Annotated in this window: 14 protein-coding genes; 6 read left to right on the top strand and 8 right to left on the bottom strand. The window is 70.4% G+C overall.

Annotation, left to right across the window (positions count from 1 at the left end; genetic code table 11):
• Positions 1-157: 157 nt before the first annotated feature.
• Positions 158-1,054, top strand: coding sequence for a restriction endonuclease (locus FSY66_RS06270; RefSeq protein WP_260853526.1), 897 nt, complete (start codon positions 158-160; stop codon positions 1,052-1,054).
• A gap of 25 nt (positions 1,055-1,079) precedes the next feature.
• On the opposite strand, the gene FSY66_RS12555 is transcribed toward FSY66_RS06270, so the two are convergent.
• Positions 1,080-1,331 carry a dihydrofolate reductase family protein gene (locus FSY66_RS12555; RefSeq protein ID WP_186304463.1) on the bottom strand — a complete coding sequence of 84 codons (252 nt, stop codon included), beginning with the start codon at positions 1,329-1,331 and terminating at the stop codon, positions 1,080-1,082.
• Between the two features lie 175 nt (positions 1,332-1,506).
• Here FSY66_RS12555 and FSY66_RS06260 point away from each other — a divergent pair, with 175 nt between their 5' ends.
• The 5 genes from FSY66_RS06260 (at position 1,507) to FSY66_RS06240 (ending at position 7,410) form a co-directional block, all read left to right on the top strand.
• Positions 1,507-1,857 (top strand): helix-turn-helix domain-containing protein, encoded by a 351-nt coding sequence (locus FSY66_RS06260; RefSeq protein WP_144792362.1) that lies wholly within the window; start codon positions 1,507-1,509, stop codon positions 1,855-1,857.
• Positions 1,854-2,684, top strand: a complete 831-nt coding sequence (locus FSY66_RS06255; RefSeq protein ID WP_144792360.1) for an ImmA/IrrE family metallo-endopeptidase — start codon at positions 1,854-1,856, stop codon at positions 2,682-2,684. Before FSY66_RS06260 ends, FSY66_RS06255 begins: the two co-directional genes overlap by 4 nt.
• On the top strand, positions 2,684-3,301 hold the full coding sequence (locus FSY66_RS06250) for a PIN domain-containing protein (RefSeq protein WP_260853525.1): 618 nt from the start codon (positions 2,684-2,686) through the stop codon (positions 3,299-3,301). Before FSY66_RS06255 ends, FSY66_RS06250 begins: the two co-directional genes overlap by 1 nt.
• Before the next feature lie 158 nt (positions 3,302-3,459).
• Positions 3,460-3,864 (top strand): hypothetical protein, encoded by a 405-nt coding sequence (locus tag FSY66_RS06245; RefSeq protein ID WP_260853523.1) that lies wholly within the window; start codon positions 3,460-3,462, stop codon positions 3,862-3,864.
• Positions 3,865-3,927: 63 nt separating this feature from the next.
• Positions 3,928-7,410 (top strand): DNA polymerase III subunit alpha, encoded by a 3,483-nt coding sequence (locus FSY66_RS06240; RefSeq protein ID WP_144792356.1) that lies wholly within the window; start codon positions 3,928-3,930, stop codon positions 7,408-7,410.
• A gap of 38 nt (positions 7,411-7,448) precedes the next feature.
• On the opposite strand, the gene FSY66_RS06235 is transcribed toward FSY66_RS06240, so the two are convergent.
• From FSY66_RS06235 to uxaC, 7 genes are all read right to left on the bottom strand, one after another.
• Positions 7,449-7,997, bottom strand: a complete 549-nt coding sequence (locus FSY66_RS06235) for a gluconokinase (protein ID WP_260853522.1) — start codon at positions 7,995-7,997, stop codon at positions 7,449-7,451.
• The gene (locus FSY66_RS12850) at positions 7,994-8,119 is read right to left on the bottom strand and encodes a hypothetical protein (RefSeq protein WP_260853521.1); all 126 of its coding nucleotides are present in this window, start codon (positions 8,117-8,119) and stop codon (positions 7,994-7,996) included. The genes FSY66_RS06235 and FSY66_RS12850 overlap by 4 nt, the downstream gene beginning before the upstream one ends.
• A gap of 57 nt (positions 8,120-8,176) precedes the next feature.
• Complete coding sequence (locus FSY66_RS06230; protein ID WP_144792354.1) at positions 8,177-9,703, bottom strand: glycoside-pentoside-hexuronide (GPH):cation symporter; 1,527 nt, start codon at positions 9,701-9,703, stop codon at positions 8,177-8,179.
• 261 nt (positions 9,704-9,964) lie between these two features.
• The gene (locus FSY66_RS06225) at positions 9,965-11,401 is read right to left on the bottom strand and encodes a glycoside-pentoside-hexuronide (GPH):cation symporter (RefSeq protein ID WP_144792352.1); all 1,437 of its coding nucleotides are present in this window, start codon (positions 11,399-11,401) and stop codon (positions 9,965-9,967) included.
• Between the two features lie 246 nt (positions 11,402-11,647).
• The gene (gene uidA / locus FSY66_RS06220; RefSeq protein ID WP_144792350.1) at positions 11,648-13,438 is read right to left on the bottom strand and encodes a beta-glucuronidase; all 1,791 of its coding nucleotides are present in this window, start codon (positions 13,436-13,438) and stop codon (positions 11,648-11,650) included.
• A gap of 84 nt (positions 13,439-13,522) precedes the next feature.
• Entirely contained in the window at positions 13,523-14,926 is a 1,404-nt protein-coding gene (locus FSY66_RS06215; protein ID WP_186304461.1) for a mannitol dehydrogenase family protein, read from the bottom strand.
• Positions 14,923-16,335: a glucuronate isomerase gene (gene uxaC / locus FSY66_RS06210; RefSeq protein WP_144792348.1), complete on the bottom strand. Its 1,413-nt coding sequence runs from the start codon at positions 16,333-16,335 to the stop codon at positions 14,923-14,925. The genes FSY66_RS06215 and uxaC overlap by 4 nt, the downstream gene beginning before the upstream one ends.
• Between the last annotated feature and the right edge of the window lie 75 nt (positions 16,336-16,410).

Genomic DNA, 16,410 nt, shown 5'->3' with positions numbered 1-16,410 from the left:
ATCAGATCAACGGACCTGCGATCGCATTGCTGCGAGAACGGAGACCCTGCATGGCACCGACCATCGTAGGAGCGCCGTATGCAGAGTTGCGCTTCGAGTTCGCGGTATTCCCCGGGGGTATTGCCCGATGACCGAGATGCCCACGTGGGAAGGATTCATGATCCCAGTGCTGAGGGTCATGAACGATGGAGTTGTCCGGCATCTGCGCGAAGTGCATCCGCCGGTCGCGGACGACATCGGTCTGACAGGGGCGCAGCGCGAGGAGATGCTGCCATCGGGAAACCAGCCCAAGTACATGAATCGCATCGGATGGGCTGTGTCGTTCCTGACGAACGTCGGTGCGCTCACCCGCCCTGAGCGCGGCCACTATCAGATCGCGGAGGCTGGCCGCGAAGTCCTCGGGCGTTTTCCTCACGCAGCGAGAGGGCGAGACATCGCCGCGCTGGGCGAGGACCCGGACTCACTGATCCGTCCATATGTCGCGCGCGCAAAGAACACAAGATCCTCCGATGCCGGAACTGACGCCGTTGACGAGTCATCCATGACGCCGATCGAGCAGGTGCAGAGCGGGATCGAGCGGATCCATGAGGAGACTGCGATGGAGCTCCTCGCCCGGCTCAGGGACAAGGACCCCGGCTTCTTCGAACAGGCAGTGATCGACCTGCTTCTTGCGATGGGGTACGGCGGCACGAGCGGACGCGGCAGCGTCACACAGCTCACGGGCGACGGCGGCATCGATGGGGTGATCGATCAAGACATCCTGGGACTGAACCGCGTTTACATCCAGGCTAAGCGCTACGGGGATGACAACACCGTCGGGCGCCCCGATCTTCAGGCCTTCGTCGGAGCTCTGAGCGGCAAAGCCGACAACGGCGTGTTCATCACGAGCAGTCGCTTCTCCGAAGGCGCCCGCGCCTATGCCAAGAATGTGCCGACTCGCATCATCCTCATCGATGGCAAGCGCCTCACGAGCTTGATGATCCGCTTCGGCGTCGGTGTGCAGGTCAAGGAGACCTACAAGGTGATCGAGATCGACGAGGACTTCTTCGCATGATCTGGTGATGTGGGCCGAACAGGGCTCAGCTCTGCCCGATCGGTCCCTGCACGTCGCAGCGCAGCCAGAGGCTCCCGTCGTCCAGGGGTTCGATTCCCTTGAGCGAGAAGCCGATCGGCAGGGGGCTCGAGCGCTCGCTGCTGGCCTCGAGCAGGGAGGTCGCGTTGATCTCGTCGTCGGCCAGCGGCATCATCACGATGCTGATCTCATCGCGCAGCCCGTCGCGGACCATGGACCAGTTCAGGGTTCCTCCGCCGCCCAGGATCAGCTCGTCCACTTGAACAGGGTGTGCATGTTGCGGATGATCCGGGGGCGGGCCGTGGAAGGTCCTGGGAGCCCCCCCTTCGGGGCGCACTGCAGGGACAGGAGGAAGACGGCGCCCGCGATCCCTGGTGAAGCCTCTGCGTGAGCGGTAGACTGAATCATCTTCTCGAACTGATTCAGGAGTCCTCATGTCCACCCTCCAGATCGGACCGGCGATCGAGGCGGCTCGCACTGCGGCAGGCCTGTCTCAGCGCGCATTGCAGGACCGCACCGGCATCTCGCAGTCGACGCTCAGCCGCATTGTCTCTGGCAAGCGGGAGGCCAAGATGACCGAGATCATGGTCATCGCAGAGGCCACCGGCAGCACCATCTCCCAGCTGACAGGAACGGATGCTTCCCGGCGCGTGCAGTGCGCCGCTCGCTCTGCGAACGGCGCGGAGATGACGGGGATGCGCCAGCAGCTGCTGCGATTCGTCGAGCTCGATGCTCAGCTCGATGACCAGGGGATCCCTGTGCCCACGCCTCGAGCTCAGGCATGAGCGCCGAGCAGGAGGGCAGGGAGAAAGCGGAGGATTTCCGTCGGACGCACAGCCTGGGCTTCCACCCCCTCGGGGATCTCGTGGCACTCATCGAGCAGACCACGGGGCATGACGTCGCCGTGCTGGACGCCGGCGCTGACGAGCACGGCCTGACCATCCACGACCCTGAGCGCGACATCACCTTCATCGGCGTGGCACGCACTCGGCGTCCCATGCGCCAGCGCAGCACGCTGGCCCACGAGCTGGCCCATGCCGTCTTCGCAGACTGGGCGGCCAGCACAGATCTCTCCACCCGCTCCTCTGCAGAGATCCGCGCCGATTCCTTCGCCCGCCACCTGCTCCTCCCTGCGGAGGGCATCCGGGAGGTGCTGGGGGAGCAGAGGGCACTCGCCGCCGCGGACCTCTCCCGTGTCGTGCAGCGCTTCCTGGTGTCACCGGCTCTCGCTGCGATCGCCCTCCACGGCTGCGGGTACATCGACGCCACGACCAAGGCCGAGTGGATGAGCCGCTCCACACCGCAACTCGCGACCCTGTTCGGCTGGAGGGGCCAGTACCAGTCGTTGCAGGCCGACGCCGACCGCCCCCGTCCGCCGCAGCGCCTCCTGGCTCGTGCCGTGGTCGGCTACGCGGAGGGGGCCGTCTCCCTGCAGACGCTGGCGTCCCTGCGGGGCCTCAGCACGGAGACCACTGAGCAGGAGCTGCGTGAAGCCGGCATCACGCCGCTGGAGCCGGCACCCCCGCAGATGGCTGCAGCAGACCTGCCGCCTGTCTCCGTGGATCTGAGCGATCTCGACGAGCCCGGCGCCGCTCAGAGCCGGCCTGTGTGATGCAGCGCCCGATCATGGATGCCGGGCCGGGCCTCAACTTCTTCTCGGTCCATCGGGAGCGCCTCCTCTTCGCGACACTGGGACCGCTGAGCATCCCGGAGGCCGTCGAGTCCGAGATCCGGCGTCGGTCCGGCCAGGACCGCCGCTTCGCAGCCGCAGCCACTGTCCTGCGCAAGATTCCCGAGCATCTGCTCGAGGTCCTCTCCGACGACCTCACGGCGGATCTCGCCAGGGCTGTGGAGCGGATCGGCCGAACCCCAGCAGCCGAACGTCTCCGAGCTTCGAAGGATCTCGGCGAGACACTGGTCATCGCGCACGCCGCACTGGCCGCCGAGGCCGGGGCGGATGCCATCGTTCTCATCGACGACGGCGGAGGCCGTCGCGCCGCAGCTGCCGAGGCGCGACGCCTCGAACGACTCCGTGCTCAGAATCCAGGCGTCGGCAGCATCCGGCTGATCGGGACGCTCACCGTTCTCGAACGCGCGGCCGGAGGCGAGCATCTGCCGAACCGGGCCGCCCTGCAGGATCTCTACAGCCGACTCAGGGGGCTCGATGACGGTCTTCCCCCACTGGAGGGCACGCAGCTGATGTCCCTGCCCTGCTGGCGCCCGTCCTGACTCTGCCCCGCCGCCCTTCCTCCGCGGATGACGCCTATGGGAACTGGTGTTCCCATGGACGTCATATTCCCCTTGTGCTGTCGTACATCTCTTCTAGTTTCGCAGTGTCGATCGGACGAGGATCGGGACGGGCGAGACGCGGAAGAGCGGAGGACATCATGGGGCTGCTGACGCAGGGCGTGGAGGTCGAGTGCGGGGCATCGGGGGCGCCGGTGCGGGTGCTGTGGGAGGGGCGCGTGCACAGCGTGGCGGAGGAGCCGGTGCGCTGGCATCGGCGTCGAGCGTGGTGGGTCGATGGCCACCGCGCCCCGCGGGACACCGAGGTGGTGGATCAGGAGATGTGGCGCGTCCAGGTGCGGCTGAGCCCCCGCTCGGCGCTGATCACTCTGGAGCTCGTGCACTCCATGGAGACCGGTCGCTGGCGGCTGCTCCGAGCCACCACCGAATCCGGGGGCGGCGTGATCGACCTGCCGCTGCGTCGCAGCGACGCCCCGGCGCACCAGCCCGCCCCGCGGGAGGGCGCGAGGATCGAGGGGCTGCGGGCCTTCGACTCCGCCTCCTGAGCGCGGCGGCGTCCTGGGCGGAGGTGAGTTGACTCCGATTCGAACATAGTTTCGAATACGGGGGTGACCTTCACCCATCTGCATGTGCGCACTGCCTACAGCGCGCACTACGGCGTCGCCCGTCCGGAGGCCCTCGTGGCCGCGGCGGCAGCCGACGGGGCCGATGCGCTGGGGTGCACGGATCGCGACGGCCTCTACGGCGCGGTCAAGCATCTCGGCGCCTGCCGCGCGGCAGGAGTGGACCCGATCCTGGGCGTCGATCTGCGGGTGGGGGACTCCGACGGCGAGCGCTTCCATCGCGTCGTCGTGCTGGCGGCAGGGGCCGGGGCCGGACTGGAGCCGGGGGAGGGGTATGCCGCGCTGTGCCGGCTGATCTCGGACGCGCACCGGCTGCAGTCCCAGGAGGGCAGCGTCCCGGGGCGGCCTTCCCGGCTGGGGGCGGGTCCGAGCGCCTCCTTCCTGCCCGGTGTCAGTCGTCAGCAGCTGCGGGAGCGAGCGGCCCCGGGGATCTCGGGAGCTCCCGTCCGGCTGGTCGTGCTGCTCGGCCCGGATTCGGACGTGGGCAGACTGCTGGCGGCTCGTCGCTATCGCAGCGCCCGCCAGGCCCTGACCCGGTGGAAGCAGCTGCTGCCGCCGCAGGCCCTGGCCCTGGAGGTCGTGCATCACCTGGCGGAGCCGGGCGCTGCGGGCAGCGCCGGGCACGCCGCCCGGACCCTGCGGATGGCCGTCGAATCGGGCGTGCGCTGCGTGCTGAGCAACGCCGTGCGCTACCTCGACCCCGCCGATGCCGCGACCGCTGACGTCCTGGACGCCGCCCGCACTCTGACCCCGCTGGCGCGACTGGCGGCGGGGGAGACGAACAGCGGATCCCTGCAGCCCAACGGCCAGGCCTGGCTCAAGCCCGCCGCGCAGATGGAGGATCTGGCCCGCGACGCCGCCCGCAGCGCCGACCTGGGCACGGCAGGCGTGAAGGCGCTGTTGGGCGGCACCGCCGAGGTCGCCGACCTCACCCGCCTGGACGCCGTGGCCGACTGCGGCTGGGGGCGCCCGGTGGTGCCGGAGGCCGAGGTGCTGGGCCTGGACGCCCCGGCGCCCCGGGAGCTGCGCCAGCGCTGCCAGGCGGCCGTGGCCCGCTGCTACCCGCAGGCGCTGCCGGGCTCCGCGCAGGAGGCCAGGGTGCGGGAGCGCCTGGAGCACGAGCTGGGGATCATCGAGCACCTGGGCTTCGCGTCCTACTTCCTCACCGTCGCCGAGGTCTCGGACATGATCGGGGCCATGGGGGTGCGTCGGGCCGCCCGCGGCTCGGGCGTCTCCTCGCTGGTCAACCACCTCCTGGGCGTCTCCCAGCCGGATCCCCTGGAGCACGGGCTGCTCTTCGAGCGCTTCCTCTCCCGGGACCGCTCGTCCCTGCCGGACATCGACATCGACGTGGAGTCCGCCCGCCGCCACGAGGTCTACGACCGCATCTTCGAGCGCTTCGGCCCCCAGCGGGTCTCGCTGATGAGCATGCAGAACGCCTACCGCGCTCGCGGGGCGGTGCGCGATGCCGGGCTCGCGCTGGGGATGGAGCCGGCCCAGGTGGACACGATCGCCAAGCAGCTGTGGCGCTTCTCCGCCTCGTCGTTCCGGGAGGCGCTGGAGGAGAAGCCCGAGCTGGCCGAGTTCGCCCAGCAGGTGACCCAGGACAAGCAGCTGGATCTGCTCGTGGACGTCGCCGAGCGCCTGGACCGGCTGCCCCGCCATATCTCCATGCATCCGTGCGGCGTGATCCTGGGGGATCGCTCGCTGCTGGATCGCACCCCCGTGCAGGCCTCCGGGCTGGGGCTGCCCATGAGCCAGTTCGACAAGCACGACATGGACCCCATGGGCATGCTCAAGCTCGATGTGCTGGGCGTGCGCATGCAGTCCGCGCTGACCTATGCGCTCGACGAGATCCAGCGCATCGAGCTGATCCGCGCTCGTCGTCGTCAGGACGACGAGCCCGACGCGCCCGAGCGCATCGACCTGGAGGCGCTGCCGCGCGATGACCCCGCGACCTTCGAGCTGATCCGCTCCACGAACACCCTGGGCTGCTTCCAGATCGAGTCCCCGGGCCAGCGCGAGCTGATCGGGAAGATGGCCCCGGAGAGCTTCGAGGACCTGATCGTGGACATCTCCCTGTTCCGCCCCGGGCCCATGCAGTCCAACATGGTGCGACCCTATCTGGATCAGCGCCACGGCTTCGCCACGGTGCCCTCGCTCGACCCCCGGCTGGACCCGATCCTGGCCGAGACCCACGGGGTCACGGTCTTCCACGAGCAGATCCTGCGCATCCTGGACACCCTGACCGGCTGCGGGCTGGCCCGCGCCGACGAGCTGCGCCGCAAGCTCGGCGGACCGGAGGAGCCGGCCGTCGAGGAGTTCGTGCGCTCGCGGGCCCGCGAGCACGGCGGCTGGAAGCCCCGGGTGCTCGACGAGGTGTGGGAGATCCTCTCGGCCTTCGGCTCGTTCGGCTTCTGCAAGGCCCACGGCGCGGCCTTCGCGGTGCCCACCTACGAGTCCGCGTGGCTCAAGGCGCATCACCCGGAGGCCTTCCTGGCGGCGGTGTGGGAGCACGACCCCGGCATGTACCCCAAGCGCCTGCTCGTGGGGGAGGCACGGCGCATGGGCATCCCGGTGCTGCCGGTGGACGTCAGCCGCTCCGATGGCCAGCACCGCGTGGAGGAGCTGCCCCCGGAGACCGGGCTCGACGCCCGGGGCCGGCCCCGCCTGGGCATCCGCCTGTCCCTGCGCGAGATCAGCGGCCTCTCGGACGCGGAGGTGGAGCGCATCGCGGCGGGACGGCCCTACGCCACGCTCGGCGATCTGCGGACCCGCGCGCGTCCCACCCGGCGCTCGCTCGAGCGGCTGGCCGCGGTGGGAGCGCTCGACGAGCTGCTCGAGCGCTCCGGCAGCGCCGCCAACCGGGCGGATCTGGTCCAGGCCATGCGGCAGCGCGCCGATGCCAGGGCCCCGACCCTGCGTCGGGAGGTCAGGGGCCAGCTCGAGCTGCCGCTGGGGGATCCGGAGCTGCGGGGCCTGGCACCGGGGCTGCCGAGGCCCAGCACCGAGCAGACCGTGCGCGCCGAGCTCGACCACATGGCCCTGGACGTCAGCGCGCATCTGCTCGACAGCCATGCCCCGCTGCTGCGCCGCCTCGGCGTCACGGCGGCGGGGGACCTGCTGGAGCTGCGCTCCCGGACGGAGGTGCTCGTGGCCGGGGTGCGCGTGTCCACCATGACCCCGCCCATGCGCGGCGGGAACCGCGTGGTCTTCATCAGCCTCGACGACGGCAGCGGGACCGCCGACTGCGCGTTCTTCGACGAGGCCCAGCGGCTCTCCGGATCGGTGCTCTTCGGCACCCGGCTGCTGCTCGTGCGCGGGACCACCCGTCGCACGGGTCCGCGCGGGATCGGCATCACCGCGCTGCAGGCCTGGTCCCTCGCCCGCCCCGATCTGGAGGCGCAGGTCGCCGCGGCCCAGGACGGCTCCGACGCCCCGCCGGGAGCACGACGGGACGCCGGCTGAGGCGAGAGCCCGCCCGAGGCGGGCTCCCCGGAGCGGGATCAGCCGCGCGGCATCTCGTCGCGGATGCTCTCCAGCGCCGGGACGGCCTCCTCGATCATCTGATCGACGGTCTGGCCGATGTCGAGCACGTAGCCGGCCTCGTCGTCGGTCAGCGGCTCGAGCGTGTCCATCTGCGAGGTCAGCAGCGACGGCGGCATGAAATGCCCGCTGCGCCCCTCGATCCGCGCGGTGAGGACATCGAGCGTGCCGTGCAGGTGCAGGAACACGGCGGTCGGGGCGATGCTGCGGATGCGATCGCGGTAGGACCGGCGCAGGGCGGAGCAGGCCATGACCACGCCCTCGCCGGATTCCTCGGCCTCCTGCAGCCGCCGGCCCACGATGTCGAGCCAGGGAGCCCGGTCCTCGTCGTCCAGCGGCGTGCCCGCCGCCATCTTCCGCACGTTCTCGACCGGATGGAGGTCATCCGCATCCACGAACGGGACCGACTTGGCATCGGCCACCAGGGCGCCGATGGTCGTCTTGCCGGACCCGGAGACCCCCATCACGACGATGACGGGGGTCCGTCCCGATGCCTGCTGCCCGCTCACCAGGCGACGACCGTTCCCTCGGTGCGGCCGCTGCACGGCAGCTCGGCGACGCTGGCATCGGTGATCATCACGGTGCTCCCCTCCTCGGACAGGACGTCGAGGGCATCCTCGTTGCCGTCCATCGGTGATCAGTGCCTCCAGGCTAGGTCCGGGGTGTCTGCCGCACCGAGGCCTTTCCCTCACTTGCCCCGGGGCGCCCCGGGCTCGGAGCCGGGAGCCTCCGCCGACGGATCCCGGGCGCCGCGGTCCGCGTCGGCGGCTGCGTGCTCCTCGTGCTCGTCGCGCGTCGCCTGGGGGAGGATCCCGGTCTCCTTGCGCGAGCGCAGGTCCAGCAGGATCTGCGCGTGGCGCTTGTCGGTCAGCGGGTAGAACTGCACCAGGATCGCGGAGAGCAGGAAGAAGGCGGCCGGGACGATGCCCGCGGCCAGGCTGATGCCCGTGATCGCCGAGTCGGGCTGAGCCGCGGCGCCGGGGACGTAGCCGAAGACGCCGATCAGCCACAGCCCCGCCCAGCCGCCGAGGGCCTGGGCCATCTTGCGCACGAACGAGAAGATCGCGTAGGTCGTGCCCTCGTTGCGGATCCCGGTCTTCCACTCGCCGTACTCGACGGCGTCGGCCTCCATGTTCCACATCAGGGTGTTCACGAAGCTGCTGCTGGCGCCGATCAGGGTCACGCCCACGAACGCCATGGCCAGAGCGTCGCGTCCCAGCAGCCCCATCAGCAGGCCGCCGACGACGCCCACGAGCGCGGCGATCTGGAAGACGCGCGGCTTGCCGAGGCGCTGGGAGAGGATCGGGATGCTCCAGCCGAGGACGACGATCATCCCGAACATCAGCGGCGAGAACCAGATCATGTAGCGCGCGTCGCCCAGGACGTCGCGGGCGTAGTAGATCAGAATGCCGGTGAGGCAGAACAGGCCCGCCAGGTAGACCACCGAGATGCCGGCGAGGGCCTGCAGGGCGCGATTGGCCGCGAGCGTGCGGAAGCTCTCCTTGAGGCTGACCTTGGCGACCCGGCGCTCGACGTTCTCGCGCGAGGTGATGACCAGGAATGCATAGAGCACGAGCGCGCCCGCGCCGAGCAGCGCGATGGTGCGGGTCAGCGCGGCCTGCAGGCCGTCGGGATCACCCACGAACTGCTGCATGGCCGGGCTGATGGCCACGGCCGTGACGATCTGCATGATGCCCGAGCCGAGCGTGCGCGCCAGGGCGAGCTTGGAGCGGTCCTGGCTGTTGTCGGTCATGGCCGCGGCGAGCGAGCCGTAGGGGATGTTGACCAGGGTGTAGAACACCGAGCCGAGCAGGAAGTACGTGACGACGGCCCAGATGAGCGCGCCGTCCGTGCCGCGCAGCCCGGCCGGCATGGAGAACGCCAGGATCGCGGAGAGCACGAGCGGCACGCAGAAGACCATGATGTAGGGCCGGAACTTGCCCATGCGGGTGTTCGTGCGGTCGATCACCGATCCGATGATGACGTCGGTGAAGGCATCGACGAAGCGCATGGCCAGGAAGATCAGCCCCACCGTGGCCGGGGCCAGCAGTGCGACGTCCGTGTAGTAGACCGCCAGGAAGGAGATCGACAGCGAGAAGGCCAGGTTGTTGGCCATGTCGCCGCCGCCGTAGGCGATGTACTGGATCGGCTTCAGCCGGCTCGCCCCGCGCTCGGGGGCAGGCAGGCCTCCGGGGGCGTCGGTCGTGGTGCTCATGGGGATGGGGTCCCTCTCTCAGGAGACGGCGCGGGCTGCCCTCCCGTGAGGGACCTCACTGCCGATTGCGGTCCATCCTGAACAGCCCCTGAACGGGGCACCTCGGATTGCCATGTGTTGCCCGGGACACACCCCGCACGCAGGCGGGCATGCGCAGAGCCCGCCGTCCCCGGAGAAGGGGACGACGGGCTCCGCGACGGCAGCGCGAGCCGCCGGGGGATCGGGAGGGCGGGCAGGGGCACGCCCTCCCGAAGCCCGGGGTCAGCGGCGGCGGCCCGGACGCCGCTCGTCCTCGAACGGATCCACCTGCGGCATGGTGCCGGTCTCGCGGCGGATCTGGATCTGCTCCATGATCCCGGTGTGCGCCTTCTCGGTGAGCGGGTAGCGGATCATGATCAGCGTGGCGATCAGCGCCAGCGCCGCCGGGAAGAGCCCCGAGGTGAGCTGCATGCCGTGCAAGGTCTCCGCCGACTGATCGGCCGCCCCCGAGACGTAGCCGGCCCAGCCCAGGCCCACGCCCGCGAGCATGCCGCCGATGGACTGGCCGACCTTGCGGGTGAAGGAGAACACGGCGTAGATGGAGCCCTCGGAGCGCACCCCGGTCTTCCACTCGCCGTACTCGACGGTGTCGGCCTCCAGCGCGAAGACCACCACGTTGTTGCCGAGCACGCCGCCCAGGGCGACGAGCAGGCCGATCAGCCCGCCGACGGCCGAGCCGCCCGGGTTGAAGGCCATGATCAGTCCGCCGAGCACCACGAGCGCGCCGAAGAACATGTACAGGTGCTTCTTCCCGAAGCGCAGCACCAGCTTCGGCATGAGGATCACGAGCACGAAGGTCATGGCCAGCTGCCCGATCGCGATGACCGGGAAGAGCTCGGGGGCGTTCAGGGCGTCGCGGACGTAGTAGACCTGCACCGTGTTCAGGTAGAGGTAGGAGCTCAGGAAGAACACCGAGCTGGCCATGAGCATCAGCAGCGGCTTGTTCTGGCCGACCGCCTTGAGGCTGCGGCGCAGGGGCACGGAGGCCACGTCGCGCACGACGCGCTCGCGCGTGGTCGCGATGCACACGATGTAGAGCACGAAGCCCACGATCACGAGGGTCAGCAGCACGCGGGTGAAGATCCCCTGCAGGCCCGGGCCGGGCTCGAGCAGCGGCGCCACGAACGCGCTCAGCGAGGCGCCCACGATGGTGGCCCCGACCACGCGGGCCGAGCCGAGCTTGGCGCGGTCGTCGTCGCGCTGGGTCATGGCCCCGGCCATCGACCCGAACGGAATGTTGACCAGGGAGTAGACCAGGCCCATCAGCGCATAGGCAAGGAAGGCCAGCAGCAGCATCCCGGACTCGCCGATCCGGGGGATGTGGAAGTTCAGGAACGCCAGGATGAGCAGGGGCACCGCTCCGACCACGAGGAACGGGCGGAACTTGCCGAGCCGGCGCACCTTGGCGCCGTCCACGACGGCCCCGGCGAAGATGTCGAAGAAGGCGTCGAGCACGCGCACGACGCCCAGGATCATGCCGCCGACCACGGCGCTCAGGCCCAGCACATCGGTGTAGTAGATGAGCAGGAACATCGTGGTGGTCGTGAAGGCCACGTTGTTCGCGGCGTCGCCGGCTCCGTAGCCGATGACGGACTTCCAGGGCAGAGGCTTCATCGCCTCGTTCTCGGTGCGCCCCGGGGCACCTGCTTCTGTGGACATGGAGGTCTCCTCAATCCCGCCGCCCTCATCGTCGAGGTCGGTGCGGCGGACTCAGCGGCTGAAGGCTGTTCAGCTCCCGTCCCTCCATTGTTCACGGGGCCGCAGAAGGGGCCCCGGCGGTTCCCGGCTGTTGCCTGCGTCTCTCCCGCGGTGCCCGGACGCAGGGGAGGGGCGGCCCCGGATCGGCTCCGGGACCGCCCCTCGCGGCGGGATCAGCGGCGCCCGATCGGCCGGGCGCCGCGGGCCTCAGCGGCCGAGCTTGTCCGCCCACCGCCGCTTCAGCGCACGCGCTGCGGCCTTCGGCCTGCGGTCGCGGGTGAAGGCGCCCTTCTTGTTGCCGTCCACGCGCGCGTAGCCGTACTTGGTCTGGAAGTCGGCGAAGTTCCAGACGTGCTCGCCGATCATGCACTCCACGCGGTCGAAGACCCGGTGGTACATGTCGAGGAAGCTCACCTGGTAGTCCTCGGTGAAGGGCTGGTCGTAGACCGAGTGCAGCCCGGCCACCGTGTCGGCCCCGTACTCGGTCATGATCACGGGCTTGCCGTACTCGTCCCAGCCGCGCAGCTCCTCCTCGAGGGACTGCTCGGCGGAGACCAGATCGCCCGGCTGGACGTACCAGCCGTAGTAGCGGTTGATCATCAGGACGTCGAAGAGGTCCGAGACCGTGCACCTGCCCGCGGGCGCGAACATGACGTTGACGAACCCCACGGGGCGCGACGGGTCGAGCTCGCGGGTCAGCCGCACGAGCGGCTCGAAGTAGTCGCGGGCGGCGTCCACGGCCGTGTCGGGCTCGTTGGCGATCGACCACAGGACCACGGCGGGGCGGTTCTTGTCGCGGGCGATCAGCTCCTCGATCTCGCGGCGGTGGGAGGCGGCCGTCGAGTCGTCCACGTGGCCGGGCTCGAAGGTGCCGCCCTCCTCGCCGCCCATGATCCCGCCGGCGATCGCCCAGTTGAGCCCGACGGCGGCGGTCTCGTCGATCACCACGATGCCGTGGCGGTCGCAGTAGTCCATGATGTCCTCGCTGTACGGGTAGTGCGAGGTGCGCAGCGAGTTGGCGTTGATCCACTCGAGCAGCTGGAAGTCCTGGATCATGTGGGCGTCGGAGTGGCCCTTGCCGAGGGTCTCGTGGTCCTCGTGCATCCCGAAGCCGGTGAAGTAGAACGGCTCCCCGTTGATCAGGACCTGCTTGCCGCGGACCTCGACGGTGCGCACGCCGAAGCTCTGGGAGTAGGAGTCCGCGAGCTGCCCGTCCGAGCGCAGCTCGACCACCAGACGGTACAGGTAGCCGGCGCCGGGCTGCCACAGGGTCACGTCCGGGATGGACAGGGTGCCGGAGGCGCCGGAGCCCTGGGCGACCTCCTTCCCGGCCTCGTCGAGGACGCGGACGGAGACCTCGGCGTCCCCGGAGCCGCCGGAGGTCTCGACCCGGTAGTCCACCGTCCCGCTCGAGCCGTCGCGATCGGTCACGACGGTGATGTCCTCGACGTGCGCGGCCGGGCGCGAGTACAGCCACACCGAGCGGTGCAGGCCGGCGTAGTTGAAGAAGTCGTGCTTGTACTCCTGGGTGCGGCGGCCGTCCTCGTGCTCCACGATCTCGCCCGGGGGGATCGAGGCGTTGGTGAGCTCGTTGTTCACGGCGATGCTCAGGCGGAAGGTCTCGCCGGCGGCGACGTGCTCCGTGATGTCTGCCTCGAAGGGCAGGTAGCCGCCGCGGTGCTCGGCCACCTTCCGGTCGTCCACGAAGACGGTGCCCTCGTGCGTCGCGGACTCGAGGCGGATCAGGATGCGCTCGCCGTCCCAGCCGCGGGGGACGCGGACCTCGCGCTGGTACCAGTAGTACCCGACGTGGTCGCGGATGCGCTCGTCGTGGAAGAGATCGTTGACCGAGCCCGGGACGGGCGCCTCGAGGCGGCCCTCGAGAGGCGCGGACTGCCAGCCGTCCGCCAGGCCGCGGCGGTCCCAGTCGACGGCGAAGCGCCAGCTCCCGTCGAGGTTGACGAGCTCGCGGGTGGGTGAGGTCTGCGGTCGCAGCATGATGTCGCCTTTCTGCTGTGCGGATGCGGGTGTGCGGAAGGGGCGGCCCGCGCACGATGCCGTGCGCGGGCCGCCCCTTCGGGCTCAGGAGGACAGGGCCTCGGCCAGGGCCTGGACCTGCTCGACGACGCCGTCGTCCTGCGCCAGGTCCCGGTCCAGGAGCCGGATCAGCTCGCGGACGCGGTCGGGCGCGCGAGAGGCCTCGAGCACGGCGTCGGCCTTGGCGTCCTGGACGGAGTCGCGGCCCTCCAGGAAGACGGTCCAGGCCGCGATCAGGCGCGCGGCGGCCTCGCCGCTGCGGCCCGCCTCGCGCTCGGCGCGCAGCAGGGGCACCGCGCGCATCTGCAGCTTGGCGGAGCCGTCGCCGGCGATCTGGGCCAGGCTGTGGCGGATCCGGGGGTTCTCGAAGCGCTCGATCAGCGCCGCCCGGTAGGCCGGGATCTCCAGCTCCGGTGCCGTGAGGTGGCGCTGCGCCTCGTCCCAGAAGGCCTCGACCCAGCCGCGCACGGTCTCGTCGCCGATGGCCTCGGCGACGGTCTCGTGGCCGCGCTGCTGCGCCGCGTAGGCCATCAGGGAGTGGGAGCCGTTGAGCAGCCACAGCTTGCGCCGCTCGAAGGGCTCGAGGTCGTCGACGAACACCGCCCCGGCCCGCTCCCACTCCGGGCGCCCGGCGGGGAAGTCGCCCTGCAGGACCCAGCTGCGGAAGGGCTCGGTCACGACCGGCGCCTGATCCGCGAATCCGGTGGCCTCCGCGACGTCATCGAGCAGGGAGTCCTCGGTGGCCGGCGTGATGCGATCGATCGAGGTGCCCACGAAGGAGACGTTCTGCTCGATCCACGCGCCCAGCTGCGCGTCCACCTCGGCGGCCAGGCCCTGGACCGCGCTGCGAGCCGCGGCGTCGTTGCCCGAGAGGTTGTCGCACGAGACGACCGCGATCGGCCCGGCCGAGGCCGCCCGGCGCGCCGACAGCCCCACCACCAGCTTGGCGGCCGGTGACTCCGGGACCCCGAGGCCGGAGGTGTCGAAGCCGCCGTCGGACCAGGCCCCGCGCAGGGCCTCCAGGTCCCGGGCCACGGTCTCGTCCGAGGCGTCGAAGGACAGTCCCGGGCCCAGGTTGTAGGCCGCCTCCGTGATGGTCAGGGTGACCGCCGCCGTGGACTCGGCGGCCAGCAGCTCCCAGAGCCGATCGACGTCGTCGGCGGCGCGGGGGTCGGCCAGGGCGCCGATGATCTCGGGCTCATCGCCCTCCGGGCCGCGCTCCATGAGCGTGAACAGCCCGTCCTGGGCGCCGAGCAGGTCCGACATCCGCGGCGAGCGGCCCGTGAAGGACGCGAAGCCCCACTGCGGATCGGACGGGTCGGCCTCGGAGTGCTGGGTGTACCAGAGCTGATGCGCTCGGTGGAAGGCGCCCAGGCCCAGATGGACGATGCGCACCGGGGGCGCCGGGGCGTCGGTGCACGTGGTGCGGTTCAGCGGTTGCGTGCTCACAGCTTGAAGGCCCTCCTGGGTGCGGCGTCGACGATGTCGACGATGATCTCGCGGGCGCGCTCCTCGCTCAGTCGGTGCTCGGCCACGAGCCGGGCCAGGAACGATGCCTCCGTGCGCCGCGACGCCTCGTGGCGGGCCGGGATCGAGGTGAACGCGCGGGTGTCGTCGATGAACCCGGAGGACCGGGAGAACCCGGCGGTCCCGGTGATCGCCGAGCGCCAGCGGGCCATCGCGTCGGGCTCGTCGATGAACCACCACGGGGCGCCGATGTAGACCGACGGGTAGAACCCGGCCAGGGGAGCGATCTCCCGGGAGAACACGGTCTCGTCGATCGTGAACAGGACGAGGTGGAAGTCCTTCTGGTTCCCGAAGTCGCCCAGCAGCGGCTGCAGCGAGCGCGTGTACTCCATCTGGAACGGGATGTCGTGGCCGGTGTCGGGTCCGAACTGCGCGAACGTCTCGGGGGAGTGGTTGCGGTGCACGCCGGGGTGGATGGTCATGACCAGGCCGTCCTCGACCGCCATCCGGGCGAACTGATAGGTCATGTTCGCCTCGAAGGCGTGCGCCTCCTCGGCCGTGTGCTGCCCGGCCAGGCCCTTCTGCAGCAGCCGGTCGGCCTCGGCGTCGTCGAGCTTGAGCGTCAGGGCGTCGTGGGTGCCATGATCGGAGGACACGGCGCCGTGGTCGATGAAGTAGCGGCGGCGGTTCTCCATGGCCCGCAGGTAGCCCGCGTAGCCGGTGAGGCCGTCGCCGGCCTCGTCGATGAGCCGACGGACTCGGTCCGCGAAGCCCGGCTTGGCGAACTGGACGTAGGAGTCCGGGCGGAACGTGGGCAGCATGCGCCCGCGGAACGAGGGGTCGGCGGCCACGCGGTCATGCGGCTCCAGGGTGTCCAGCGGGTCGTCGGTGGTCGCCAGGACCTCGATGCCGAAGCTGTCGAACAGGGCCCGGGGGCGGAACTCCGGCTTCTGCACGAGCTCCATGAACTGGTCGTAGATCTCGTCCGCGTGGGCCTCGTCGATCTTCGAGTCGTCGATGCCGAACACGTTCGCGAACGACGAGCGCAGCCAGTAGCCCGTGGCCGTGCCGTCGAAGAGGTGCCAGTGCCGGCAGAAGATCCGCCACGACTCGCGCGGATCCGTCTGCCGGTGCCCGCCCACGCGCAGATCGGCCAGGTCGACGCCGTCGGCGTGCAGCAGGCGGGTCAGGTAGTGGTCCGGGCTGATGAACAGCTCCGTGGGATCCGGGAACGGGGTGTCGTCCGCGATCATGGCCGGCGGAACGTGGCCGTGCGGCGAGACGATGGGCAGGTGCTCGACCTCGCTCAGCAGGCCGCGGGCAATGGAGCGGGTGGCCGGGTCCGCGGGCAGCAGACGGTCCGGATGGGATGCGATCGACTCTGATGACATGGGACCAGACAACTCGGGCGAGCGCGGCGCGGACAACGGGTTGCCGCAACTTGCTGATCCGCATCCGCCCGTCCG

Source organism: Kocuria palustris (genome assembly GCF_007666205.1).
Lineage (GTDB): Bacteria > Actinomycetota > Actinomycetes > Actinomycetales > Micrococcaceae > Kocuria > Kocuria palustris_A.
This window is presented reverse-complemented; position numbering and strand designations above follow the sequence as displayed.

Excerpts from the sequence above, each read along its gene's own strand:
- FSY66_RS06255 (WP_144792360.1), top strand. The coding sequence starts at position 1,854 with ATGAGCGCCGAGCAGGAGGGCAGGGAGAAAGCGGAGGATTTCCGTCGG.
- FSY66_RS06270 (WP_260853526.1), top strand. The coding sequence starts at position 158 with ATGATCCCAGTGCTGAGGGTCATGAACGATGGAGTTGTCCGGCATCTG.
- FSY66_RS06230 (WP_144792354.1), bottom strand. The coding sequence starts at position 9,703 with ATGAGCACCACGACCGACGCCCCCGGAGGCCTGCCTGCCCCCGAGCGC.
- uidA (WP_144792350.1), bottom strand. The coding sequence starts at position 13,438 with ATGCTGCGACCGCAGACCTCACCCACCCGCGAGCTCGTCAACCTCGAC.
- FSY66_RS06260 (WP_144792362.1), top strand. The coding sequence starts at position 1,507 with ATGTCCACCCTCCAGATCGGACCGGCGATCGAGGCGGCTCGCACTGCG.
- FSY66_RS06225 (WP_144792352.1), bottom strand. The coding sequence starts at position 11,401 with ATGTCCACAGAAGCAGGTGCCCCGGGGCGCACCGAGAACGAGGCGATG.
- FSY66_RS06250 (WP_260853525.1), top strand. The coding sequence starts at position 2,684 with ATGCAGCGCCCGATCATGGATGCCGGGCCGGGCCTCAACTTCTTCTCG.
- FSY66_RS12850 (WP_260853521.1), bottom strand. The coding sequence starts at position 8,119 with ATGGACGGCAACGAGGATGCCCTCGACGTCCTGTCCGAGGAGGGGAGC.
- FSY66_RS06245 (WP_260853523.1), top strand. The coding sequence starts at position 3,460 with ATGGGGCTGCTGACGCAGGGCGTGGAGGTCGAGTGCGGGGCATCGGGG.
- uxaC (WP_144792348.1), bottom strand. The coding sequence starts at position 16,335 with ATGTCATCAGAGTCGATCGCATCCCATCCGGACCGTCTGCTGCCCGCG.